This is a genomic window from Mesorhizobium sp. M0306, from assembly GCF_040321655.1.
Classification (GTDB): domain Bacteria; phylum Pseudomonadota; class Alphaproteobacteria; order Rhizobiales; family Rhizobiaceae; genus Mesorhizobium.
This window is the reverse complement of sequence record NZ_JAMYRY010000023.1, coordinates 1-23,026: the sequence shown is the minus strand read 5'-3', so window position 1 is coordinate 23,026 and position 23,026 is coordinate 1. Positions and strand designations below refer to the sequence as shown.

Genomic DNA, 23,026 nt, shown 5'->3' with positions numbered 1-23,026 from the left:
GACCTTGCTACCACGTGCCGTGTTCTTGTGGGCGAGGCAACAGCGTTCAAGGGATTTGCCATGCTCCGACTTTGCGGAATCATCGCAGCCTTCCTCTTCGCGAGCTTCACGACCTTTGACGCTTGCGCCGACCGAAGGGTCGCCTTTGTCATCGGCAACTCGGAGTACCGACAATTCCCCGCACTCAAGAACCCGGCCAACGATGCCGAGGACGTGTCCAAAACGTTTCGACTGGCAGGGTTCGAGGTCTTCGTCGCAAGCGATCTGACGAAGCTGCAATTCGAGGAGCAGTTCCGCAACTATCTTGCCGCTGCAGACGGCGCAGAACTGGCCGTCGTCTACTACTCCGGCCACGGTTTCCAGATCGGCGGCGAAAATTTTCTGATCCCGGTCGATGCCTCCTTAAAGCAGGCGGCGGACATCGAAGTCCAGGCCATCAAGCTCAACGATGTGCTGGAACAGTTACGCTCGAAGTCAAAGATTCAGGTGATCATACTCGATGCCTGCCGCAACAATCCGTTTCCGCGCAAGAATTACTGGCTGAGAGACCAGCTCATCACTGCCGGCAATACCGGGCTCGCACAGGTGAGAAGCTCGCTGAACACCTTGATTGCTTTCGCCACCGAACCCGGGGCGGCGGCTTATGACGGCGCCGGCGAACTCAGCCCGTTTTCGGCGGCGTTTTCCCGTCGCGCGCTGGCCCCGAACCAGGAGATCCGCACCGTGATGGCGGCGGTGCGCCGCGATGTGGTCGAGGCCACAAACGGCCTCCAGGTTCCCTGGGAGAACTCATCGCTGATCGACGAAGTTGTCCTGATGCGCCGCAGCAATCGACCCTCGCTGCCGCCGGTGCTGGAGAAGGTCGTGCTGTCGGGAGTCGGACCGGTCGACTTGGGCCTGCCGGAACCGGTTGATGTCGATGGTGGCACGATTACCCTGAGCATCGAAAGACCGCCCGCTTTGGGGCGTTTGATGCTGGACGGCAAGCCTGTCGAGTTGGGCGTGCCCATCCAGGGCAAGGATCTACCGCGTCTGCAGATGGATGTTCCCAAGGGAGTCGCCCCGCAGGAAGAGGTCGACATGCTGGCCTATGCGACGCATGACAACTGGGGCGGCCAGACCCAAGGCATCGTAGTGTTTCGGGTCAAGAGCGGCGAAGGCGTCCAAGGCGAACAGATCATGGCTTCGCTCGAGGCCGAGCAGAAGCAGCAGGTGCTGGAGCGTGGCATTCATATCACCGGTGCGGCCGAGGCGATCGAAAACCGCGACATCGACGTTCCCGTGGGCGTGGGTCCAGTTGCGCTGAATCTGGATTTCCCGACCGATGATCCCGCCGTCAGCCTAAAAGTATCGAGTTATCCGGCAACGGGAACGCTCTCGCTGCCTGATCGAACCCTGTCGCCGCAGTCGAGCCTGATGGCCGGAGAGGTCGACCGGCTGCGCTATGAACCTCAGATCGGCGCGGAAGCCAAGGTCGAGGTCGGCTTCGAAATCCGGGCGGACAGCAGCTCATCAAAGCCAGCCACGATGAAACTGTCACCGAGGACCGATCCGTGCGACACGGCTGCCGGCGAACCTCTCGATCTGCAGGGCGTCACCCCCGGCCTGCTGCCGAATGAGATTGGCGCTAGCGCGGTGGAGCTTTGCGAGGCCGCGGTAAAGGCTTATCCCGAAGTCCCGCGCTTCCGCTATGAACTGGGGCGGGCGCTGCTTGCGGCAGGCAAGGTCGAAGAAGCCAAGACAGCCATCGAGGAGGCGGCCAGGAAGGGACATGTTCGCGCAGTGTTCGAACTCGGCTACATGTTTGCGACCGGAACCGGGATGGCCCTCGACCGCACCCAGGCGAACGCCCTCTACGCGGCGGCCGCCGGCAAGGGCGATCCCTACGGAATGACGTCGTGGGGTCGCGCCCTGTTCAATGGCTATGGCGTCAAGCCCGACACCGGCAAGGGTTTGGACCTGCTGCTCAAGGCGGCAGCGATGGGGCACACCTATGCGATGAACGATCTGGCTGCGATCTTCACCGAGGGCCGCAACGGCGTAACCGCTGACCCGGCCCGCGCTGTTGCCTTCCTGCAAGCCGGTGTCCAGCGGCGGGACATGTATTCCATGAACCTGCTCGGGCGCAATTACTTGTCCGGGCAGGGCGTGGAGAAGGATCCCAATACGGCGCTAGCGCTGTTTCAGCAGGCAATCGATCTCGGCCAGCCCTATGCGCCTGGCAGCCTCGCACGCATGTATCGGGACGGTGTCGGTGTGGAACGGAGCCTCGCAGAAGCGCAAAGATTGTTCGAAATTGGGATCGCTCGGGGTGATCCGTCCGCAGCTTACGATCGAGCGGCCCTCGAAATGCAAAAGGGCGACAAGGCCGATCAGGCCCTTGCCGTGCGCTTCCTTGCACTTGCGGCCGCACTTGACGTGCGCAAGGAACTGCCGGACGCGCAGAGGACGCTGGCAAAGTTCGGACCGAAGCCAAAAACAGCGGCGTTGAGGCAGCTGCGACAGGAACTGAAATCGAAGCTTGCCGGCTCCGGTTCACAAGACACTCAACTGGTTAACGCGGCCAGACGAGTCTGGGAAGAAGCCAATCCGCGTCGGGACTTGTTTTGACCAAGGAGGAGACAATGGCGGGCAGAGTATTGAAACAAGCAATACTTGGAACAGCGTTATCCGGCTTCTTGGCGGGTCTCATGGCCTGCACTTCCCTGGTTCCGAGGGTTGAACCGACGCCGCTGGTCGAAACGCCCCAGCCGAAGATTCTCCGCCGGGTGCCTCCGCCGAAGGTCGTCAAGCCCGTTCGCAAACAAAAAACCGCGAAGAAAGTAATTATACCGGTTGAGGACGAGCCTGTTCCCGCGCCTGTCATTCCTTCTGGTGGCGGTGGCGGTGGAAGCGGGGGAGGCGGCTGGGGTTGATCAGGTCAGACTGAAGAAGGATTGCACGAGCCTAGCGTCCGATGGCGCTTTCTGATCCTACCAGACTTGCCAGTTGTCATCGACATCCCGCCGAACACGACAAAAGACAGCAGGGAGAACCGGCCTTTGACGGAAATGCTGCCGCCTAGACGAGATTGGCCGGCGCCCGTTTGGGAGCTCGGGGGCGGGAGGCGCCGGCCGTGCGGACATCAGGTCCGCCGCCCGGAGAACTTAACAGCGCCCACGCTCGCGCCTATGGCGTTATCGCGGAAGGCCGGACGGCAGCCGGTCAGCGCATAACTCACATGCTGTTCGGTCTGCGCCCTACGATCGCAGCGGCTGGGTCGGACCGCTGGCTGTCTCAACACGAGCTGGCTTGGCCTTGCAACTGCCAGCGCACCAATGAGCGCCGTTAAATAAACAGCGCCTCTTGTAAATGACCGCTTGACGCGATCCTACCAGACTTGCCGATCATACCAGTCGTCAATATCCTGCCGAACACGGTCCTTTTCGATACCATAGCGTTCCTGGATCTTGCCTTCGAGCTGATCGCGATTGCCAGCGATGCGATCAAGATCATCATCGGTAAGTTTGCCCCACTTTTCCTTGATCTTACCCTTGACCTGCTTCCAGTTTCCTTCGACCCGATTCCAGTCCATGACATATCCTCCATTGTTTTACACAAGGGGAAACGGTCGTCCGGCCTGGGAGTTCCGGGACGAAGATCTCTGATGTTCACGTCTCCAGTTGGGAAGGTGACGGCGTCAATTAGGAGATGGTGGGCCTTTGGGGACGCGTCGACCTCCCCGACGAAGGCCCTTTACTACACGTCGACAGGCGATGCGGCGCCGTGGGCGAACGCAAACGACGAGCGGAGCGTGACGTGTTGAGCGAGAGGAGTACGGCTTTCCTGCGCAAGATCATCCATGTCGAAATAACCCTCCCAGGCTTCGGCCCGCTAGGTCCGCCCCGCGGTAGCGACATGCCGGATCCGAATACAAGGGCTCATTCGATACCCCTGCCTGGGAGCTGGCTCCATCCCCTGCGCGTCGCGGGATTGAACCGGAAGAGTCCGGCCGCGTTGTCTGGTGACTGGAAGGCTATCGTTGGAGATAGAAATGGCGAACACTGGCACAACGCGTGGACGCAACCAGGACCGGGCAAGGATCGCTGGTGGGCAGGACCATGAAATGAAGTATGAGGCGGGCAAAACCGGCGCCAACAAAGCTGACGTCAAGTCGGCGGTGAAGTCGCTCGGCAACACTCGCAAGAAGGTCGAAGACAAGCTGGGCAGGAAGTGAGCCTTCAGCCCCACAGGAGGCCGGCGAAGTTGGCGATATCAAGAGCTCGAGGTTCAGCGCAGGGGATAGGCCACATTGCCCTATGACCGACTGCCGCGAGGTCTTCATAAGAGGGCGTGCACATGACCCGCATCGCCACCTTCAATGTGAACGGAGTCAACGGCCGACTGCCTGTGCTCCTGAAGTGGTTGGGCGAAAGCGACTGCGACATCGTGTGCCTGCAAGAATTGAAGACGTCGGACGACAAGTTTCCTGCCGAAGCGATCAGGGAGGCGGGTTACGGCGCGATCTGGCACGGCCAGAAATCCTAGAACGGTGTTGCAATCCTCGCTCGCGCAATCGAGCCGGTGGAACGTCGACGCGGCCTACCCGGGGATCCCGACGATACCCACAGCCGCTATATCAAGGCCGAGGTGGATGGGATTGTCGTGGGCTGTCTCTACCTGCCCAATGGCAATCCAGCGCCTGGCCCAAAGTTTGACTATAAGCTACGCTGGTTCGATCGTCTCATCAGCTACGGCCAGCATTTGCTCCAGGACCGGGTGCCAAGCGTTCTGTGCGGCGACTTTAACGTCGTTCCAACCCCGATCGACGCGGTGGCGCCGAGCCGATGGCTGGGCGATGCGGTCTATTTCCTGGAAAGTCGGCAATCCTATGCCAAAATGCTCCAAGCTGGCTGGATAGATGCCGTCCGGCGCATCCATCCGGAGAAGGGCATCTACACCTATTGGAATTTCTCCTACCGTGGCGGCTACGATCGGAGTTCCGGCCTGCGAATGGACCATCTCCTTGTGAGCCCCTCAGTGTCCGGCCGGCTGCGCAATGCCGGCGTGGATGTCGAGCTTCGCGGATGGGACAAGCCAAGCGACCATGCGCCGGCCTGGATCGAGCTCAATTGACCGGGAGGAATACAGATGGTCGATCGGAATTCCCGAAACGAACCAAAGGTGGGAGACGAAGGCCCGCGATCGGCTAGATCCTCAACTGATGGATCTTGTTCCGGAACTGGCGCGGTTCGTGCCGCCCGCTTTGCTCGGGACAAACCCGTATGGCTGCTTGGCACGGGTGACTGCATGCTCGGCTGCGGTCTGCGGGGATTGATTCACTTATCGTCGGGCGCGGAAACGGAGGTCCCGGTGCTCGCGTCTGTGATGGGAGCAATCGATCTAAGCCAGTGGTCATCGCCGCAGATGCGGTATGTTCCGTAGCTGACTCGACTCACGATGCATGCTGGCGATCCATGAGAGCCGCTGCGGCATGCAGGTCGAGACAGTGACCACCGTCGGCCTTGTGGCCGCGCGACTGGACGGAATGTTATGACCTCGGGAGCACTTCTGCGAATGACAGAACAGGAAATGATTATCGACGCGTTGGGGGTCACTGCGAGCTTCGATGTCGCGCTGGAAGCGCATCGGCGCATGGAGTTTCTCAGCACCTATCTGCGTGCGTCGGGCCTAAGCAGCTATGTGCTGGGGATCAGCGGCGGAGTGGATTCACTCGCCGCCGCCCTTCTGGCTCAACGCGCCGTCGAGGAACTGCGAAGGACAGGATACGACGCCAGATTCCTGGCCGTTCGTCTGCCGTACGGCACCCAGGCAGACGAGCATGATGCCCAGCGGGCCTTGGACACCATTGCGGCGGATGAAGTGCACCGGGTCGACATCAAGCCGGCTGCCGACGCGATGCTGGACTCGATCAAGCTGGCTGGGGTCGAGCTTGGCGATGCAGGCCGCAAGGATTTCTTGCTCGGCAACATCAAGGCGCGTCAACGCATGATCGCCCAGTTCGCGCTCGCCGGCGCCACCCGCGGGCTGGTCATCGGCACCGACCATGCGGCTGAGGCCTTGATGGGTTTCTTCACCAAATTCGGCGACGGTGCCGCCGACATTCTTCCTCTTTCCGGGTTGAACAAACGCAGGGTTCGCGCCTTGGCGGCGCATCTCGGCGCTCCGTCTGAACTTGTTGACAAGATTCCGACCGCCGACCTGGAGAACCTCGTCCCGCTTCGGCCTGACGAAGATGCATATGGTCTCACATACGATCAGATTGACGACTTCCTCGAAGGCCGGGAGATCAACGAAGCGGCGCGCAGGCGCATACTTCATGCGCATTCCAGCACAGCCCACAAGCGAGCGCTCCCGGTCACGCCGATTGCCATGACGAGTTCGACATAGGCGCATCGGCAATAGTTGTCTCGACATACGCGACCAATGGGCTTGCCGCAGCCTGAACTTCCGCTGGAGCGATGCGTTGCTCTTTCAGCTCCGCATGCGGTCATGCGGTCGAGAGTGTCGGCACGTATGGCCGAGGCCAGCGCGCGAACTCACTCCTCCCTGAATGCCCGCTGGATTTGATCTTCCAAAGGTTTCACGAGGTAAGACAGCATTGTCCGGCTCCCGGTCGAGAAGAATACCTCGACAGGCATGCCGGGCGCCAAGGTCAGGCCTTTCAGCCGCGTAAGCTCTGTGCGCGGCAGTGTGACCCGCACGGTATAGAAGCTCGTGCCGCTTCGCTCATCGATGCTGAGATCGGGGGAGATCTCACTGACTACACCATTTAGCTCAGGCGTTATCCGCTGGTTGAAGGCCGAAAGTCGCAAGGTTGCGTCCTGCCTTGGTGTCAGCTGATCGATGTCTTGCGGGGCCACGCGCGCCTCGACGGTCAGGTCGTCTGTCACAGGGACAATCTGCATTATGAGCTCTCCGGCAGATATGACGCCGCCGACCGTATGCACGCCAAGCTGATGGACGACGCCAGTTTGCGGGCTGCGTATATCGATACGCCTGAGTTGATCTTCGGCCGAGACCTTTTGCTCAACCAACTCGGCGAGCTTTGCCTGGACGTCACGGAGTTCGGTTGCCACCTCGCTGCGCAAATCCTGGTCGATCTGAATGATCTGCAAACGCGTTTCGGACGTATGGCCCTTCGATTGCGCGATTGCCGCAGTCAGCTTGCCATGCTCGCCTTCAAGCCGGACTGCATCACGTTCAAGCGTCGTTATGCGATCGATTGAAACCAGCTTGCGGTGCCAGAGCTTGCGCATCCCGTCGAGCTCAAGCCCGATCAAATTGATTTCCTGGCTTTTAGCATCCCTTTGCTCGGTCAGACCGGAAACTTCCTCGCTGAGCTGAGCAATGCGCTCTTCCAACTGAGCCTTCTGGCCAGCGCGTGCCTGGCGACGAAACTCGAACAAGGATTGCTCGCCTGCCATCGCACGCCGGATCTCAGGATCGCCCTGTCGCGAGCGCAGCGAAGCTGGAAAGGCGATGGCGTCATTGCCATCGCGCTCGGCTTCGAGGCGGGCCAGCCGGGCCTCGAATTCGTCCAGGCTCTTGGTGACGATGGCTAAATCGGCCCGGGTGACGGTTTCATCGAGACGGATCAAGACCTGGCCCGCCTTCACAACATCGCCTTCTCGAACGAGGATTTGACCGACCACGCCTCCCGTTGGATGCTGCACCTTTTTAACGCTGGAATCTACAACCAGCCTTCCCGAAGCAATGACGGCTCCGGAAAGCTCCGTGACCGCGGCCAGGCTTCCCGCCCCACCAACCAGGAGCACGCACACCGCGACACCGCCCAACAGATAGCGTCGAATGGTCCGGTCGATCGCGGACGCCGCATGTTGCGTCATCACTGTGTCGCCTCCTCAGGGCCGGAGACGACCTTCAGAGGAACGCCTCCCGGACGGGTTACCTTGCCCAGGACCTCATTCTTGGAGCCAAACGCCTGTACACGGCCATTTGCCATGACAAGGACCTGATCCAGGCTTGCAAGCGCGCTCGGCCGATGTGCAACCACTACAGCAATACCGCCTCGCGCCCGCACGCCCTCAATTGCCGCCGCCAGCGCGGCCTCCCCTTCGGCATCGAGGTTGGAATTAGGCTCGTCCAGGATGACGAGAAACGGATCGCCGTAGAGGGCTCGTGCGAGCGCAACTCGCTGTCTCTGGCCCGCCGAAAGCGCCGTCCCGGCCTCGCCGATCCGAGTTTCGTAACCTTCAGGCAAATGGACGACGAGATCGTGAACGCCGGCGGCTCGCGCAGCCGCCAGTATCTTGTGAGACGGCGGGCGAGGTTCGAAGCGCGCGATGTTCTCGGCAATGGTGCCATCGAACAGCTGCACATCCTGCGGCAGATAACCGACATGGTTGCCGAGCTCTTCCAGCGACCATTGGTCGAGGGTCGCGCCATCGAGCCTGACCGTTCCCCGGATCGGGAGCCATATTCCGGCTATTGCCCGGACAAGTGAAGATTTTCCAGACGCGCTCGGTCCGACGACGCCAAGGCCGGCACCCTTTTCTAGCGCGAACCCGACATCCTGCACAACCACACGGCGCTCGCCGGGTGGCGTGACGCTGATGCTTTCGACGGCAAGAGCAGATACCGGCGCGGGCAGCGAGACACTCGTGGCGGTTTGGGGAAGCATGGCCAAAAGCTGGCTCAGCCGGGTCCATGCCTGGCGAGCACTGACAAAACCCTTCCAATGGGCGATAGCCAGTTCGACTGGTGCGAGCGCCCGGCTCATCATAATCGAACTGGCGATCATAATACCGGCTGTTGCTTGCTGATGGATGACCAGATAGGCGCCGATCGCCAGTATACCCGACTGCAGCATCATGCGCAGGACCTTCGAGATCGTCCCGAGCGTCCCAGCCAGGTCGCTGGCTGTTGCGTTGGTGTTGAGATAATCGGCGTTGACGCCTGACCAGCGCTCGGCGATGCGCGCGCCAAAGCCCATCGCCTGCAGAACCTCTGCATTGCGACGCGTCGCCTCCGCAAGCGTATTGCGCGCCGCCGCCTGGCTGTTTGCCCTCTTCGCAGGCTCCCTCGTGCGAACTTCGGCAAGCAGAGTCAGGCCGGCGAGAACGATGGCGCCGGCCAGCGCCGTCATGCCGATCCAGAAATGGAACAGGAAGCAAATTGTCAGATACAGCGGCATCCAGGGTAGGTCGAAAAGCGCTGTCGGACCAGTGCTCGACAGAAACGAACGCACCTGGTCAAGATCCCGCAACGACTGGAGGCCGTCGCCTGGGAGCTTGGTGCGCAACGGCAAACGCATAAGGGCGGTATAGACTTGCCCACTTAATCGCGCGTCCAAGGCCATCCCGATGCGCACAAGCAACCGCGACCGGACAAGCTCAAGAACGCCTTGAAAAATGAATAGCGTGCCGGCAAATACGGTCAGCCCGACGAGTGTGGGCACACTGCGGCCGGGTATGACCCGATCATAGACCTGCAGCATGAAGAACGATCCGGTCAGCGCCAGAACATTGACGACGCCGCTCATCAGGGCAATTCCAGCGATCGCGCGGCGGAAAGAAGCCAAAACCGCAGCGAGCGTTGTTCGCGGCGGCTCGGACGAATGGGAATGCGACATCGCCTTCACATCGGTTCCAGTTCGGTCCAGGCGCAAGGATCGTGCCCGAAATCAGGCTCGATGACAACGTCTACATACCGCCGCCGTCAGGTGTTGCGCCTAGATAAGCCAATCGTTCAGCGCGTAGGCGTGGATGTAGTCGATCTGCATCTCCGCAGGTGTCGCAAGCCCGTCGGCAGGCGCGCCCGCGAGGCCACCGACCGCCAGATCGACCAGCATATACATTGGGTCGTGCATGTCGGAAGGCGTTGCGGCACGGGCAACTTCCACATCGTCGAAATACCAGACGAGTTCGTCTTCTGTCCACAGCACGCCGTAGGTGTGGAACCCTTCGGTATCCGCGGCATAGGCCGTCGAGGACACTGTCGTATGAGTTCCCGTCTCGTTCGAATGGCTTGTCAGAATGAGCTTGTTAGGATCCTGACCGAGCATCTCCACGACATCCAGTTCCGGTGGCCAGGAGCCGTCTGCGGGAAGAAGCCAGAAGGCCGGCCACACACCTTGCTTTTCGGGCATATCAGCCCGAATTTCGAAATAGCCGTAGGTTTGAGAAAACGATTCATAGGTCGTCAGCAAACCTGACGTGTATTTGTAATCGTCTATGTAGGGCTGGATGGCCGCGGGAGCCCGAGCGGCGGTAATCGTGAGAACACCGTCCTCAATGCTGAAGGGGCTCACGGAACGCGTCGGAGCGTAGTTGGTGTCGATATACCATTGAAGCTCCTTGTTACTCGTGAGCGAGCTGCCGTTCGCGGCGCCCCACCAGAAGTTCGAATCCCATGTGCCGCTCGAGCCATTCCACAGGTCCAGCGCGTTGAACTCGTCCGAGAAGGTGAGTTCCAGATGCGACCTGTCCAGGGCCAGATCGAACTGGCCTGGGGTGAACTGGTCGATGGTCTTATTGGCGAACACAAGAAACTCGTCGTCGGACAGGTCAAGTCGGACGTTCGCTCCCGTCTGTACCATATTGGCGTGCACCTCCTCGAAGGAGGTGAAGCCGTAGCTCCCGATCCGCGCAGTATCGTCGGCGCCAAAATCGAGGATCAGGTCACTGCCGTTGCCGGGTGCCACGGTGAAAATGTCAGCCCCGGATCCGCCCTTGAGAACGTCGTCGCCCTGCAGGCCGTCGAGCGTCTGTTGGCCGGAGCCGCCGGTAATGATGTTGTTTAGCTCGTTTCCGAAAGCGTAGTGTTTGTCGCCGGTGACCGTCAGGTTCTCGAAATTCGCAGGGAGCTTGTAGCTCATCCAGGTCGAGATGGTGTCGATACCCTCGTTGGGCAGCTCGACCGCCTTGTTTTTGGAGGAATACAGATAATAGATGTCATCGCCCTTACTTCCATACATTGTGACGGTGACGCCGCCGTCGGCGTACATCGAGTCATTGTAGATGCTGCCATAGAGCATCGGGCCGGAATTCGTCGCCGAATACCACTTCACGGAGGATCCGCTGTAGGCGAGTGGAACACCTTTGGCGTTCAGTACGCTGGCCATTGTGGTCCTTTCTCCTTTGTCTCGCGCCGCGCCTCGACGTCAGGCTAATACCTTCGCAGGGCAAGGAGCCAGTAACTTTTGGCCTCCGGTTTGGGAGAGTCACCAAAAGTACAATACGCAGGGAGCCACTTGGCCCGCTTCAACGTTCCAGAGCATCAGGATTGCAGCCGGCCCTTGCCGCTCTCCTTCGGCCGGCCGCAACGTTAGACGAGCGGCAGTTATGCGACGCAGGGCTTGTTGTCAGATGCGTGATGCGAAACGTGAGATGCAGATCCAGTTTTGGCGATGGCAGGCGCGCCGCAATGTTGATATTATCCGCACAGAACAGGCGCGCAAATGACATCGAATTCAGAGAAGGCTGAGGCGGTCGAGCAGTTGCTTGATACACCTGACCTTGCAACCGCACTGGAAAGCGAACAGTTCAAGAAATTCCTCGACCAGGTGCCGATCGCCATAGCCGTTTCGGACCTTGCCGGTGAGGAGCGCGTGGTCTACGCAAATCCGGAATTCGAGAAACTATCGGGCCTGACAGCCGCCAGGCTCACCCGAGAAAACTGGGCCGCCCTTTTAGGCACAGGCCTCCATCAGCAAAAGGACAGGCCGCTGGCCGAGGCCGTAGTCGAGGGAACCGATTTGGTCGGCACCTTCAGGCTGGAGCGCGGCGAGGACAAACCCGCGATCGTCGACGTTTATTCCAACGAGATAGAGGACGACAACGGCAAGGTTTGCTTCCGGCTGGTGGCCCTGGTCGACGTATCGGCTCACGGCGAGGCGGGAGATCAGCGCTCGGCCGAGGAGCGGGTCAGCGAGAAAGACACACTCCTTCGCGAACTGCAGCACAGGGTAAAGAACAACCTGCAGATGATTACCGCACTCATTCGGCTGGAAAGCCGCAACGCTACCGAGGCCGACCGGAGACGGTTTGAGCGGCTCGCCGGTCGCGTCGACGCTTTGGCGATCCTCTACCAGACGCTAACGGCCGACGAGCCGAAGGAGGAGGTCGACCTTGGTGTGTATCTCAGCCAGATCGCGTCCGCGGTGATGAGCTCGCATGCAGTCGAGGGGATCCGGCTGGATATGAAGGTGGATACATATCCGGTGTCAATAAACGTCGCCATGCCAGCGGGGCTGGTCGTGAACGAATTGCTGACCAATTCACTCAAGCATGCCTTTCGGGGGCGCGACGGCGGCACGATAACGCTGCACAGCATCGTCGATGGAGACGGCTGCCGGGTTATAGTGGCGGACGACGGAATCGGCCTGCCGGAAGGCGAGATGTGGCCCAAGCCAGGCAAGCTCGGAGCGCTGATCGCGCGATCGCTGACCGAGAACGCCAAGGCGCAGTTAGCTGTCGAGTCGAGCTCCAACAACGGGACGAAGGTGACCATCGCTTTCAAACGGTCGGCGGCAGCAAGCTGAACGATTGCCGCCGAACATAGCAGGCTGGCGGCTGGCTCACGTCGCGGCATTGAGCAGGTGGCTGCAAATAGCCCCGGCCGCCCTTCACGGCCTGCTTCCCATGGTCGAACACGCGCGAGCCGTTGTCGCTGCCCAACAGATTGGTCTCCACGACACGTTCGAAGGCAGCCGGGTGGAAGGTCGATGCCAAGCGCCGCACCTTCGTCTGGAAATCGAAGAAAGGGCTCCCCGCTACGTCGAATTTAAATTGGGAGTTATGTCCGCCGGAAGCTGAAACGCTCTGCGCATTTACCGCGAGCTTCATCGCTCCGCAATGACGGGGGGCACCTGACGCCTAGCGCTCATCACGGGCGGGCCGGCAATTCAGCAGCGAGTCATCGCAGTGGCCAATCTTGCCGAGGACGAAGGTCTAACCTACACATCCAAATTGGTCCGACTGTTTGTGGCCGGAGGTAACCGCGAAATTGCGCTATCCGGACATGAGAGCAGTGCTCTAGGCAAACCGTGATGCGTGCATTCGTTCGATGGGTTGGTATGATTATCCTGACGCCTGGGGTGACCAGTTGCACCAGTATTTCCTATTACGCGCAATCTTTGCAGGGTCATGTGCAGATCATGACGGCGCGCCAAGACGTCGGAAAACTGATCGACGATCCTTCGACCCCTCAGATATTGCGCGCCCGAATGGCATCGGCGAACGCCATACGACAGTTTGCTACCGATGAACTGGCGCTGCCCGACAACAACAGCTACCGCAGCTATGTCGATGTTGGTCGCAACTCCGTGACATGGGCCGTCTTCGCCGCGCCGGAATTCTCGCTGACGCCACGAACATGGTGCTTTCCGGTTTTCGGCTGTGTTCCTTACCGGGGGTATTTCTCCGAAAAGTCTGCGACTGAAACCGCTGCCGAACTTCAAAGACAGGGCCTCGACGTATACGTCACGGGGATAACTGCATATTCCACGCTGGGCTGGTCGAGTGACCCCCTGCTAAGCACGATGCTAACCCAAGATGAAACGTACCTTGCAGGGCTGGTATTCCACGAACTGGCCCACCAGCGCGTCTACGTACATGACGATTCCGCGTTCAACGAAGCGTTCGCTGTCGCTGTCGAAACAACCGGTGTGAGAAAATGGCTGCGGGCGATTGGCGATACTGCCGGATTGCGCCGTTACGAAGCCGACCGGAGGCGCAGAGCTGAATTTCTCGCGCTGGTGTCGCAGACCCGGGACGAGCTAAGGCATGTCTACGACGGCAATGGTACTTCTGAGCAGAAGCGGGCCGCGAAGAAGGCCGCGATCGAACGGCTGAGGACGCGCTACCGACAGATGCGCGACAGGCGATGGGATGGATACCGCGGATATGACGCCTGGTTCGATGCTCCGATCAACAACGCAAAGCTCGCCGCGACTTCCGTTTACAGCGATCGGGTGCCGGCCTTTCTCCGCTTGTTCGACCTGTGTTCGGGCGACTATCCACGGTTCTTTGCGTCGGTTCAAAGGCTTGGCGCGTTGGACAAAGCTCGCCGTGCCGAAGCGCTTGCCGGGGCAGACGCATGTTATGGAGCCACTCAAAGCTGACGGCCGGAGTGATACGGATGAGAATCCTCTGACATTATTCAGGCGTGAACTGACTGGGAGGTTTCGGGCGGATGCGCAGCTATCGTGAACGCTAAGTCGCGAGGGCAGTGTTTTCTCCACCCAGCACGGACGCTCGGCGGGACTGGCAACATATATCGAGCTGACATGGAATATGCGGTGGGAAGCCATGATCCGCTGCGCAGACAATCCCATCTCGATAGGGAACAGCCCTTAGAATCATGGCGCGCGTTCGAGCCAGGGAGACCTTCATCCTGCGGCCAACCGGTTGGGCCTTCCAGGCCTGTTCTGTGCGATCGGCATCGGTGCGCTGCGTTGAAAGCCATCAAGCAGATTGGTCGGACAATTGTGAGCCTCTTCTGCCGGGCACGAAAGTCGCTGATCCGAGAACGCGCCGAACGGTGCTACTTGGCTGTAATCTTAGATTTCCTCACCAAGCAGTATTTTGGCCTCTTTGGCAGCGTTTAGAAATGCCTGGCGCGCTATTCTTGGTGGCTTTTCGCCGCGGATGACGGCAAGGCACGCTTTGATGGCAGTGAGCCGCGACTTGCTCGCTGGCTGGGGCCATTGTCTCAGCAAGATTTCGGCCGCGTCCGATACGGAGGCAACAACTCTGTCACGATCGATCCGGCCGGGCTGAACGACGACAGGCTTTCTAAAACGCTTAGCAGGCATGGCACTCTCCAACCGACCACACATGGTAGGTTCGATCAATCTTTAGCGCTAGCTCAAAAGTAAATGGCCGCCGAGAGTGTGTGGGCTTACTTGCCAGTTCGACTTGGCCTCTTCGGGCATCTCGGGCATATCAACTTCGAGTTCGGTCCAGAAATGCACCGGTGGGCGAGGCGTGTTTCGCCGGGCCTCCAAATCGGCAAATTGCTTTTCACTGTGAATCGGCGTGCAAAATTGACCCCATAAGCTGGGGAATCGGCGTCCAATTTTGACCCCCTGATGCTTTGATTTGCGACCATCCGCTCGTCGTAGCGAGCGGATGGTGTGGGGATGAAGTCGGTGGATACGATTGGCCGGGTTCGGCGCGCCTTCCATGTGCAGGGATGGTCGCTCAAGCGGATTTGCCGCGAACTGCATGTTTCGCGGAACACCGTCCGCAAGATTCTCAGATCCGATGAGACATCGTTCTCCTACGAACGCGAGCGGCAGCCCAAGCCGAAGATCGGTCCGTGGCAGGATCAGCTTGACGGGTTTTTGAATGGCAACCGTGGCAAGGCGGCGCGCGAGCAACTGACGCTAATCCGGATTTACGAAGAGCTTTGCAGCCTGGGCTACGAGGGAGGCTATGACGCCGTCCGCCGATACGCGAAGAGCTGGGCGAAGGCGCAGGGGTCGGCGATGGCGGACGCCTATGTGCCGCTGTTCTTCGCGCCGGGCGAGGCCTACCAGTTCGACTGGAGCCACGAGATCGTCCTGATCAACGGCGTGACAGTGACCGTGAAGGTCGCCCATGTCCGGCTCTGCCATAGCCGCGTGATGTTCGTCAGGGCCTATCCGCGGGAGACGCAGGAGATGGTGTTCGACGCCCACGACCGGGCCTTCGCCTTCTTCGGTGGCGCCTGCACGCGCGGCATCTACGACAACATGAAGACGGCGGTGGAAACGATCTTTGTTGGCAAGGATCGCCAATACAATCGCCGCTTCCTGCAGATGTGCAGCCATTATCTGGTGCAGCCGGTCGCCTGCACACCGGCCTCGGGCTGGGAGAAGGGTCAGGTCGAGAACCAGGTCGGGCTGGTGCGCGAGCGCTTCTTCACGCCGCGGCTGCGCTTCAAGACCTATGAGGAGCTAAACGCCTGGCTGCATGACAAGTGCGTCGCCTACGCCAAGGCGCATCGTCACGTCGAGCAACCGGAACGAACGATCTGGAACGTGTTCGAGGAGGAGCGTGGCAAGCTGGTTGAATACCGCGGTTCCTTCGACGGGTTCCATACGGTGCCGGCCTCGGTGTCGAAGACCTGCACGGTGCGCTTCGACAACAACAAATACTCGGTCCTGTCGACGGCCGTCGGCCGCCCGGTCGAGATCCATGCCTATGCCGGCAAGCGCCAGCACGAGCCGCCGAGGATCGTCGGCGATCTGCTGTCGGCCGAGATCGCCGAGAAGCAGGCCCGCTCCATCAAATACCAGCTCACTGTCGCCAAGCTGCCGATCGCCAAGGACATCGATGAGTTCGACTTCGACGGCACGCCGGTCAACGAAGTGCTGGTCCGGGATCTTGCCAACGGCACCTTCGTCGCCGACCAGCGCAACGCCGTGCTCATCGGCGGCACCGGAACCGGCAAGTCGCATCTGGCAATCGCCATTGCCCGCGCCCTGATCCGCAACGGCTCACGTGGCCGCTTCTTCAACGTCGTCGATCTCGTCAACCGGCTCGAGACCGAGCACCGCGGCGGCAAGCAGGGTCGTATCGCCGACTACCTCACCCGGCTCGACTTCGTCGTGCTCGATGAACTCGGCTATCTGCCCTTTGCCCAGGCCGGCGGGCAATTGCTCTTCCACCTGATCAGCAGGCTCTATGAACGGACCTCGATCATCGTCACCACCAACCTGGCGTTCGGCGAATGGCCCGCCGTCTTCGGCGACGCCAAGATGACGACAGCGCTGCTCGACCGTCTCACTCATCATTGCGAGATCATCGAGACCGGAAACGAGTCCTGGCGCTTCAAGAACCGCGCCTGATCACCCCATCAAGCTGCCAAGCGCTATCCGCGCTCGCCCGGGCTGCGCAACCCAAACCAGCTCCGCCCGGGCGAACGCTGACCGCCGCGCATTACATAAGGGGGGGTCAAAATTGGACGCCGATCGGGGGTCAGTTTTGGAAGCCGTTTGACAATGCGAGTGGCGGTCTGGCCGATGATCGACCTGGAAGCCGACGACGCGCTGGCATCCGCGGCACAGAGCGCGGCCGCCGATGAGCGCGTGCAGAAGGTGTGCATCTGGACGCCGGACAAGGATCTCGCGCAGTGTGTGCGCGGTGACCATGTGGTCCAGGTAGACCGCAGGACCCAGAAAATTCGCGATGCCGCCAGCGTACGCGAGAAGTTCGGTGTTGAGCCGGCGCTGATTCCAGATTTCCTAGCGCTCGTGGGTGATACTGCCGATGGCTACCCGGGTCTCGAAGGCATCGGCCTGGTCTCGGCCGCCCGGCTGCTTGGCCGCTACGGCCCTCTTGAAAGCTTTCCGTTTGAAGCCCTCGGCAACCGTAGAGAGCTCGCGCTTTTGTTCAAAAATCTCGCGACGCTGCGCACGGACGCTCACCTGTTCGATAACGTCGAAGAGCTGCGCTGGCACGGCCCGACCAAAGCGTTCGAGACGTGCGTGATCCAGCTAAATGACACCCGGCTCCTCGCACGTGCGCTCAAGGCTCGGGGTGACTGACTTCGCGAGGGGAAGCGGCCTTTGGAAGGCCAGCGCCGATTCCCCAATCGCACAGGGGCACCGTACGCGCGGCAACAGTCTTGAAGAACACACAGCCAAATGTTCCGGCGGGTGACAGGCGCTCACGCAGCATCTGAGTTGTCGATGGCGTTCAATGGCAAAGCGTCACACCTACGACCTAGATGCAAGGATGGTCGCGTCCGGGTCGTGCCCCGCTGAGTGGTATAGCTCGACGGTGACGAAGCCGCTCGTGGGCGCGCCCTCAGTAGGAGGTAGCAGCATCTGAACCCTGCTTTGTCTTTCCGTCTTTCCGGTGATGGGGAGGATAATCTCACATGCTCGATAGGCCTGTTCGAAAGATGACGGCCATCTAACACCGTCATTGGCGCCAAGCGAAGTTGCGGCAGATGCACAGTAAGGCGCTAGGATTTGCGCTCGTCGAAACGCGACTGCAGGTCGGCGGCATCGGCCGATCCGCCCAGCGTGTCCGCGACCGTGGCACCTCGCGCACCCATCGGTTGCTGCGCACCTGTGGTGGTGTCCTTGACTGTCTGATGCTCCATCTCAGCATTCAGTTCCGCACCTACAATCAGGATAATCACGGAAATCCAGGTCCACATCATCAAACCGATGACCGCCCCCAGGGCTCCGTAGGTCGCGTTGTAGTCAGCGAAGTTTTCAAGGTAAAAGGAGAAACCCACCGAGACCGCGATCCAAACCACAGCCGAGAGGAAGGCCCCCCATGTGGCCCATCGCCACTTTGCCTTTTCGCGGCTAGGGCCGTAGCGATAGATCAGCGTAATTCCGATTCCGACCATGATCAGCAAAACCGGCCACCGCAAGATCCGCACAAGGGTTTCGGTCCAGCCGCCGAGGTTCAGCAGCGCAAGCATTGCGGGTACGATCCCGACCGAGATGATAAAGCCGATGCCAATGACGATGGCGCCAAGGGTGAATCCCAAGGCCAGGAGATTCAGATGGATAAAGCCGCGCTTTTCAGTCTCCTCGTAAGCGATGTTCATTGCTTCGAACAGCGTCTTGATGCCGCTGTTGGCGCTCCACAGTGCGACGGCAAGACCGAAGATAAAGCCAAAGCTGAGCGCGCCAGTGTTCTGAGCGGCCAATGAGTTAAGTTGCGATCTGATAAGTTCCAAACCTCCCGAAGGCAGTATGCCGCCAAGGAATGAAATGTGCTCGGCGACGGTCTGAGGATCGGCGACGAAGCCGTAGATGGACACGAAGGCTGCAAGCGCTGGAAACAGGGCAAGAAGCAGGTAGAACGCGGCTCCGGCCGCGATCAGCATGACGCGGTCCTCCGTTACCTCAGCGAACACCCGCCACAGCACATCCCTCCAGCCGCGGCCGGAAATCTGCGATGGCCGTTCGGCATTGCGTCCGCGGCCCTCCTGTCCAGCCCGCCGCTCCAGTTGCACTTGGTTTTCGTCGCAATCCTCGGCTTTGTTCTTCGACATAACTGCAGTCCGTCGCATCTTCTTCGACGGCAAACGTTTAGACGCGCCATTAGATGCAGGTGCAGACCTGCGCTCGCAAATAATCATCCGCCAGCTGAAGAAACACCGGCCATCCGCACGCGACGAGTTCATCTAACAACGATACTGCCCCGCCTGTGACATCACGACCGTCAACGATGGGCCAGTCAAGCGTGGCGGCGCTCTCCGCAGTCTCGGTCGAGTGCGGATCGTCAAGACCAGGTTGGCAAAGCTGGTCTCCCCGGTCCTGGTAAGCACCACCTCGGGCCAGAGCGCCCGGTGCCATTCGGACAGCATCAGATCCCGGCACTTTCGGGCATTGCGTGAGATTTCGCTGCGTCGAAGGAAGCCTGGCAAACGGCCTGACTTGACCGTCGGGCTTCGCATGGCCACAAGAACGGAATTTCTACGTCGAGGACATTGAGCGCGGCCGCTGGTCTCCCGGCGAGGTCGAGACCAAGCTGAAGAACGTCGTGACGCTTGACGGGCTGGAAGTCACGATCCGCATGCCGCAGGACCCTGGTTCGGCTGGCAAGGCGGACGCAGCAACGAAAGTGAAGCTTCTGGCCGGCCAGGACGTGAAGGCTCTTCCGGTCTCAGGCCACACGGCCACAGGGGCAAACTGCATCCGCCCAGGCTGAGGCGGACACGTGAGCTCTTGCGCAGTCGCTGGAACGAAACATTCCTCGACGAGGTCTGTTCGTTTCCGAATGGCCAGATTGACGATCAGGTCGATGCCTTCGCCGACGCTCTGAACGAGCTCGCACTCGGTTCGACCCCACCTTGACAATATCTGACGGTCGAGACCGCCGAAGCTGACTTGGCGGTTAATCAAAATGCTCTGGTAGGGCCTTCAACTGGTCGGTGGTCATTTGTGTGATGGCATGCACGGTGCCGTCTTCGTCCCGCATAAAATCGAGCTGAGTTGCATACAAGGCCACGCGCTTTGAGCCTATGCCGAGGAACCCACCAACATCGAAGACGACTTGCGCATGCTCGCCCGTTCCATGGATGTGGTCGACTGAACTGATTTCCTCATCGTCGCGACCGTAGATGGTCGCTCCCTCAACAACGTCAGCGCGCAGTTCAGAACTCGAAAGCCGTACGTGATTGGTGTGGTCCATTTTGGAGTCTCCTCTCCGTTGGACTGAGGTAACCCCCGACAGGGCCAACCGTTCCGAACCGTCATTCACGAGCGTCGTTCGCGAATACCTGATGCCCGATTTCGATTTGCCTCAAAACAGCGGTTGCTGTTGTCTTGTTCGTGCGGCGGGCCGCTAGCGGCCGCCGCGCGCAAAGTGGACAGGCGTGACCGCTCTCGAAATGCCTTGATGCTGTTGCCGAACTGCCGCGCATGTCGGCGCGTGCCTTACCGAGTCCGGCTGCCCCAACCAACCTGACCCCGGTTGTCCCTGGAAGGGAGGTTCTGCTGGTTTCCGCTCGCCGGAACTTTGCAATGGGAACGCAGCTTAGCGCGCTTGACGCCGATGCTTTGAAAGGGTCTCGATGATGACCGGCGCAGGACCGTAACGACCCTTAGGCATGTCAGACCGGTGGATCGGGCTGCTAGGCCGGCTCAGACAACGCCGTCTCCATTGGGGGGCCTCAATTTTTCTTCGGCTCCCAATCGTGCTCGAACTGCTCGGCCCATTCCAGGTTCAACAGCCATGGCTCCCGTCGCCCGATCCACAGCTCATAATCTGGTATAAGATTGCTCGGAGCTTGATCCAGACTGCCGATCATCACCTCGGCCTCGTCGTCCCGAAGGCTTACGAGGCGCGAACCACAGGTTGGGCAGAAGCTTCGCCCGGCAAAGGTGTGGAGATCACCAGTGCCTTCGTAGCTCGATCTTGGCCAAACCGCGAAGCAGACGAAGGCGCTCCCGCTCGTTCGCCTGCAGTCATGGCAGTGGCATATACCAACCCTCGTCGGCTGCCCTTTGAGCCGGATGCTAGCAGCTCCGCAAAGGCAGCCACCTGTGCGAACTTGCTCGTCCATCATATCGACACCGCTCGCAGAAGGAGATCACAGCTCTCGTCTGGATTCGGAACAGGAGACTCATACGGCTGCACATCGGGATCCGGCGTCCACATTGGCGCGTCTAATGGCGGCTCTTCTGGTTGGGGTCCCATGGTAAGGCACATGGCGTATTCTCCTTTGCCCGGCAACGAGTGGGAAGGAGGGTTGGTTCCAGCCGTTAACTCCGCCTCTCCCCGGGCCGCCCTTGAGAAGGTTGCCGGAGGCACTAAGCTCAGGCTCTTTCACGTGCGTCGAGGAGAATGATGAACAGTGGGGCAAAGAGCAGCCTGGCCGGCCGGACCAGACGCTGGCCCATCGCGCTAACCGAACGGAAAAGCGTAACCGGGACCGATGGCGAAGCCTCGTTCGGCCCATGGCTAGCCGACGCGTTGCGCCACGAGACGGCATTTCACCGCGCGGAAATCTGGACCATAGAAGTCGAGCCGGGGGATGGGCGCCACTGCGTGGCGATGCTGGTCCGCGGTGCTAGCCACGCCACCGTCGTGCTGACCGGCCACTACGACACTGTCACGACGAGCGACTATGGCGAGCTGGAGGACATGGCAACCCGGCCGCAACAACTCACCCAGGCGCTGGGCAAAACCTTGGCCGTGGCCGAGGCGCCTGCCGCGAGGCAGGCGCGGGACGATTTGGCGTCGGGAGAGTTCTCACAGGGCGCGGCCTGCTCGACATGAAGGCGGGTCTCGCCGCCGGGCTGGCGGTCTGCGCCGCATTCGCAGAAAGCACCAACGCGGCGGGAAACCTTCTGTTCATCGCCGTCCCCGACGAAGAGAACAATTCTGCCGGAGCTCGCAAGGCGACACAGGCGCTGCCGGCGATTGCTGGCGAGCGCGGGCTCGATATTCTGGCGGCGATCAATCTCGATGCGATCGCCGACGACGGTGACGGCAGCAAGGGTCGCGTCATCGCGCTTGTTCCGGGCACACCGCCGAGCTTGCTCAATATCCGCGACGGCAAGTCCGGCTATGACGTAACAACGCCGGCTACGGCGTTCGCCAGCTTTAACGTGCTGAGCTATCGACGGAGGCCGGACGAGGTGCTTGATCGCTTTGACCGGCTTTGCGCCGATGCTGTTTCTGCCTGCCTGGCGGAGCTGAAGCAGCGGCGGCATTCCCAGCACGGCAGCGCCGCGATCGATCTCGTCGAAACAATTCCCCTGCATCGTTACGAGGCACTGCTGGACCGTCTCGATGCGGAAGCAAGATCAAGGCTTGGCACCGTCGGCGCGTCTCTTGCCGCCGGCGATCTCCCGCTGCCCGAGCAATGCCGGCTGGTTACCGAGGAGGCATGGCGATTGAGCCGCTTGCCGGGACCGGCAATCGTCACCGGCTTCGGCTCGATACCCTATCTGCCGACGAACCTTTCGGACAGGCCGGCAGCGGCAGGTTGCGCGCGATTGCCTCGGACATCGCAGCCGGCGCAAACGCCCGCTATAGCTCGGCGATCGGCTGTGCGGATTACTTCGCCGGCATCTCGGATATGAGCTTCTTTGGCGAGGCTACCGGATCCGGTCTCGACGTCGTCGCCCGCAACACGCCGATGTGGCGCGACGGTATTCGCTGGCCGAAGTCAGGCGGGCTGGCCAACATTTCCACCATCAATATCGGCCCGTGGGGACGAGACTGCCATACCCCGCTCGAGCGGCTTCACATCGGCTTTGCTTTCGATGTCTTGCCGCAAGTCGTGAGCGATGTCTGTGCGGCGCTTCTTGCAAAGCAGGCGTAGCGCGCGGAAGCAGCAACTCGATACCTCGCCAGGAGCCAACCTGCAAAGCCGAGGTTGCATGCCAAATTAATCCCGAGGCATGCCGTCGCCGTGGAGAGATCCTCAAGAACAGCTTCGCCAGCGCACCACGAAAACCGGCGGCAGCGCTATGACGAAGTTTTGGGAGACTCGTGCGTCTCCGGCAAACGGTCGCGAATGGCTTCCTCGGTTTTGCTTGCCGTCTTTTTCACGACTTTCTCGACGCGGTCGACCAACGTCTCGGCGTCGCCGCTGG

General features: G+C 60.4%; 19 protein-coding genes and 2 pseudogenes. 12 read left to right on the top strand and 9 right to left on the bottom strand.

Going from position 1 to position 23,026, the window contains the following annotated elements:
- Window positions 1-60: 60 nt before the first annotated feature.
- Window positions 61-2,610: a caspase family protein gene (locus NKI95_RS24930; protein ID WP_352719976.1), complete on the top strand. Its 2,550-nt coding sequence runs from the start codon at window positions 61-63 to the stop codon at window positions 2,608-2,610.
- Window positions 2,611-3,370: 760 nt separating this feature from the next.
- Here NKI95_RS24930 and NKI95_RS24925 read toward each other — a convergent pair.
- Window positions 3,371-3,574 carry a CsbD family protein gene (locus NKI95_RS24925; RefSeq protein WP_352719975.1) on the bottom strand — a complete coding sequence of 68 codons (204 nt, stop codon included), beginning with the start codon at window positions 3,572-3,574 and terminating at the stop codon, window positions 3,371-3,373.
- Between the two features lie 459 nt (window positions 3,575-4,033).
- Here NKI95_RS24925 and NKI95_RS24920 point away from each other — a divergent pair, with 459 nt between their 5' ends.
- From NKI95_RS24920 to nadE, 3 genes and pseudogenes are all read left to right on the top strand, one after another.
- Window positions 4,034-4,216: a DUF3606 domain-containing protein gene (locus tag NKI95_RS24920; RefSeq protein ID WP_352719974.1), complete on the top strand. Its 183-nt coding sequence runs from the start codon at window positions 4,034-4,036 to the stop codon at window positions 4,214-4,216.
- Window positions 4,217-4,338: 122 nt separating this feature from the next.
- Window positions 4,339-5,115: pseudogene (gene xth, locus NKI95_RS24915) on the top strand (exodeoxyribonuclease III).
- 441 nt (window positions 5,116-5,556) lie between these two features.
- Window positions 5,557-6,390 carry an NAD(+) synthase gene (gene nadE, locus NKI95_RS24910; protein WP_352719972.1) on the top strand — a complete coding sequence of 278 codons (834 nt, stop codon included), beginning with the start codon at window positions 5,557-5,559 and terminating at the stop codon, window positions 6,388-6,390.
- Window positions 6,391-6,539: 149 nt separating this feature from the next.
- Here the strand turns inward: nadE and NKI95_RS24905 are convergent, their stop codons facing one another.
- The 3 genes from NKI95_RS24905 to eglC form a co-directional block, all read right to left on the bottom strand.
- Window positions 6,540-7,850: an HlyD family type I secretion periplasmic adaptor subunit gene (locus NKI95_RS24905; protein WP_352720098.1), complete on the bottom strand. Its 1,311-nt coding sequence runs from the start codon at window positions 7,848-7,850 to the stop codon at window positions 6,540-6,542.
- Window positions 7,850-9,595 (bottom strand): type I secretion system permease/ATPase, encoded by a 1,746-nt coding sequence (locus tag NKI95_RS24900; RefSeq protein WP_352719971.1) that lies wholly within the window; start codon window positions 9,593-9,595, stop codon window positions 7,850-7,852. Before NKI95_RS24900 ends, NKI95_RS24905 begins: the two co-directional genes overlap by 1 nt.
- A gap of 99 nt (window positions 9,596-9,694) precedes the next feature.
- On the bottom strand, window positions 9,695-11,086 hold the full coding sequence (gene eglC, locus NKI95_RS24895) for an endo-1,3-1,4-beta-glycanase EglC (protein ID WP_352719970.1): 1,392 nt from the start codon (window positions 11,084-11,086) through the stop codon (window positions 9,695-9,697).
- A gap of 336 nt (window positions 11,087-11,422) precedes the next feature.
- Here eglC and NKI95_RS24890 point away from each other — a divergent pair, with 336 nt between their 5' ends.
- Complete coding sequence (locus tag NKI95_RS24890; protein ID WP_352719968.1) at window positions 11,423-12,505, top strand: sensor histidine kinase; 1,083 nt, start codon at window positions 11,423-11,425, stop codon at window positions 12,503-12,505.
- Here the strand turns inward: NKI95_RS24890 and NKI95_RS24885 are convergent.
- The gene (locus NKI95_RS24885; protein ID WP_352719966.1) at window positions 12,480-12,809 is read right to left on the bottom strand and encodes a hypothetical protein; all 330 of its coding nucleotides are present in this window, start codon (window positions 12,807-12,809) and stop codon (window positions 12,480-12,482) included. The two genes, NKI95_RS24890 and NKI95_RS24885, sit on opposite strands and share 26 nt — an antisense overlap.
- Window positions 12,810-13,012: 203 nt before the next feature.
- Here NKI95_RS24885 and NKI95_RS24880 point away from each other — a divergent pair, with 203 nt between their 5' ends.
- Window positions 13,013-14,086, top strand: coding sequence for an aminopeptidase (locus tag NKI95_RS24880; protein WP_352719964.1), 1,074 nt, complete (start codon window positions 13,013-13,015; stop codon window positions 14,084-14,086).
- 438 nt (window positions 14,087-14,524) lie between these two features.
- Here NKI95_RS24880 and NKI95_RS24875 read toward each other — a convergent pair whose 3' ends face one another.
- Window positions 14,525-14,779, bottom strand: coding sequence for a DUF982 domain-containing protein (locus tag NKI95_RS24875; RefSeq protein WP_352719962.1), 255 nt, complete (start codon window positions 14,777-14,779; stop codon window positions 14,525-14,527).
- 327 nt (window positions 14,780-15,106) lie between these two features.
- Between NKI95_RS24875 and istA the strand changes: the two are divergent.
- The 3 genes and pseudogenes from istA to NKI95_RS24860 all read left to right on the top strand — a co-directional run.
- A pseudogene (gene istA / locus NKI95_RS24870) lies at window positions 15,107-16,195 on the top strand (IS21 family transposase); the annotation flags it as partial.
- Window positions 16,184-16,798 carry an IS21-like element helper ATPase IstB gene (gene istB, locus NKI95_RS24865; protein ID WP_352720097.1) on the top strand — a complete coding sequence of 205 codons (615 nt, stop codon included), beginning with the start codon at window positions 16,184-16,186 and terminating at the stop codon, window positions 16,796-16,798. The pseudogene istA and the gene istB, both read left to right, overlap by 12 nt.
- Window positions 16,799-16,951: 153 nt before the next feature.
- On the top strand, window positions 16,952-17,497 hold the full coding sequence (locus NKI95_RS24860) for a 5'-3' exonuclease H3TH domain-containing protein (RefSeq protein WP_352719961.1): 546 nt from the start codon (window positions 16,952-16,954) through the stop codon (window positions 17,495-17,497).
- Between the two features lie 422 nt (window positions 17,498-17,919).
- On the opposite strand, the gene NKI95_RS24855 is transcribed toward NKI95_RS24860, so the two are convergent.
- From NKI95_RS24855 to NKI95_RS24845, 3 genes are all read right to left on the bottom strand, one after another.
- Window positions 17,920-18,969: a YihY/virulence factor BrkB family protein gene (locus NKI95_RS24855; RefSeq protein ID WP_352719959.1), complete on the bottom strand. Its 1,050-nt coding sequence runs from the start codon at window positions 18,967-18,969 to the stop codon at window positions 17,920-17,922.
- Between the two features lie 845 nt (window positions 18,970-19,814).
- Window positions 19,815-20,111, bottom strand: a complete 297-nt coding sequence (locus tag NKI95_RS24850) for a PRC-barrel domain containing protein (protein ID WP_352719957.1) — start codon at window positions 20,109-20,111, stop codon at window positions 19,815-19,817.
- A gap of 481 nt (window positions 20,112-20,592) precedes the next feature.
- The gene (locus tag NKI95_RS24845; protein ID WP_352720095.1) at window positions 20,593-20,985 is read right to left on the bottom strand and encodes a GFA family protein; all 393 of its coding nucleotides are present in this window, start codon (window positions 20,983-20,985) and stop codon (window positions 20,593-20,595) included.
- 284 nt (window positions 20,986-21,269) lie between these two features.
- Between NKI95_RS24845 and NKI95_RS24840 the strand changes: the two genes are divergently transcribed.
- Genes NKI95_RS24840 through NKI95_RS24830 form a run of 3 tightly spaced genes read left to right on the top strand, consistent with a single transcriptional unit; the run spans window position 21,270 to window position 22,752 of the window.
- Complete coding sequence (locus NKI95_RS24840) at window positions 21,270-21,701, top strand: hypothetical protein (protein WP_352719955.1); 432 nt, start codon at window positions 21,270-21,272, stop codon at window positions 21,699-21,701.
- Window positions 21,698-22,510, top strand: a complete 813-nt coding sequence (locus NKI95_RS24835; RefSeq protein ID WP_352719953.1) for a M20/M25/M40 family metallo-hydrolase — start codon at window positions 21,698-21,700, stop codon at window positions 22,508-22,510. Before NKI95_RS24840 ends, NKI95_RS24835 begins: the two co-directional genes overlap by 4 nt.
- Window positions 22,507-22,752 carry a hypothetical protein gene (locus tag NKI95_RS24830; RefSeq protein WP_352719951.1) on the top strand — a complete coding sequence of 82 codons (246 nt, stop codon included), beginning with the start codon at window positions 22,507-22,509 and terminating at the stop codon, window positions 22,750-22,752. Before NKI95_RS24835 ends, NKI95_RS24830 begins: the two co-directional genes overlap by 4 nt.
- The last annotated feature ends 274 nt before the right edge of the window (window positions 22,753-23,026 follow it).

Excerpts from the sequence above, each read along its gene's own strand:
- NKI95_RS24900 (WP_352719971.1), bottom strand. The coding sequence starts at position 9,595 with ATGTCGCATTCCCATTCGTCCGAGCCGCCGCGAACAACGCTCGCTGCG.
- NKI95_RS24835 (WP_352719953.1), top strand. The coding sequence starts at position 21,698 with ATGAAGGCGGGTCTCGCCGCCGGGCTGGCGGTCTGCGCCGCATTCGCA.
- NKI95_RS24875 (WP_352719962.1), bottom strand. The coding sequence starts at position 14,779 with ATGCCTGCTAAGCGTTTTAGAAAGCCTGTCGTCGTTCAGCCCGGCCGG.
- NKI95_RS24845 (WP_352720095.1), bottom strand. The coding sequence starts at position 20,985 with ATGGACGAGCAAGTTCGCACAGGTGGCTGCCTTTGCGGAGCTGCTAGC.
- eglC (WP_352719970.1), bottom strand. The coding sequence starts at position 11,086 with ATGGCCAGCGTACTGAACGCCAAAGGTGTTCCACTCGCCTACAGCGGA.
- NKI95_RS24840 (WP_352719955.1), top strand. The coding sequence starts at position 21,270 with ATGAACAGTGGGGCAAAGAGCAGCCTGGCCGGCCGGACCAGACGCTGG.
- NKI95_RS24920 (WP_352719974.1), top strand. The coding sequence starts at position 4,034 with ATGGCGAACACTGGCACAACGCGTGGACGCAACCAGGACCGGGCAAGG.
- NKI95_RS24855 (WP_352719959.1), bottom strand. The coding sequence starts at position 18,969 with ATGTCGAAGAACAAAGCCGAGGATTGCGACGAAAACCAAGTGCAACTG.
- NKI95_RS24925 (WP_352719975.1), bottom strand. The coding sequence starts at position 3,574 with ATGGACTGGAATCGGGTCGAAGGAAACTGGAAGCAGGTCAAGGGTAAG.
- NKI95_RS24860 (WP_352719961.1), top strand. The coding sequence starts at position 16,952 with ATGCGAGTGGCGGTCTGGCCGATGATCGACCTGGAAGCCGACGACGCG.
- NKI95_RS24890 (WP_352719968.1), top strand. The coding sequence starts at position 11,423 with ATGACATCGAATTCAGAGAAGGCTGAGGCGGTCGAGCAGTTGCTTGAT.
- NKI95_RS24930 (WP_352719976.1), top strand. The coding sequence starts at position 61 with ATGCTCCGACTTTGCGGAATCATCGCAGCCTTCCTCTTCGCGAGCTTC.
- NKI95_RS24830 (WP_352719951.1), top strand. The coding sequence starts at position 22,507 with ATGAGCTTCTTTGGCGAGGCTACCGGATCCGGTCTCGACGTCGTCGCC.
- nadE (WP_352719972.1), top strand. The coding sequence starts at position 5,557 with ATGACAGAACAGGAAATGATTATCGACGCGTTGGGGGTCACTGCGAGC.
- NKI95_RS24885 (WP_352719966.1), bottom strand. The coding sequence starts at position 12,809 with ATGAAGCTCGCGGTAAATGCGCAGAGCGTTTCAGCTTCCGGCGGACAT.
- NKI95_RS24905 (WP_352720098.1), bottom strand. The coding sequence starts at position 7,850 with ATGACGCAACATGCGGCGTCCGCGATCGACCGGACCATTCGACGCTAT.
- NKI95_RS24880 (WP_352719964.1), top strand. The coding sequence starts at position 13,013 with ATGCGTGCATTCGTTCGATGGGTTGGTATGATTATCCTGACGCCTGGG.
- NKI95_RS24850 (WP_352719957.1), bottom strand. The coding sequence starts at position 20,111 with ATGGACCACACCAATCACGTACGGCTTTCGAGTTCTGAACTGCGCGCT.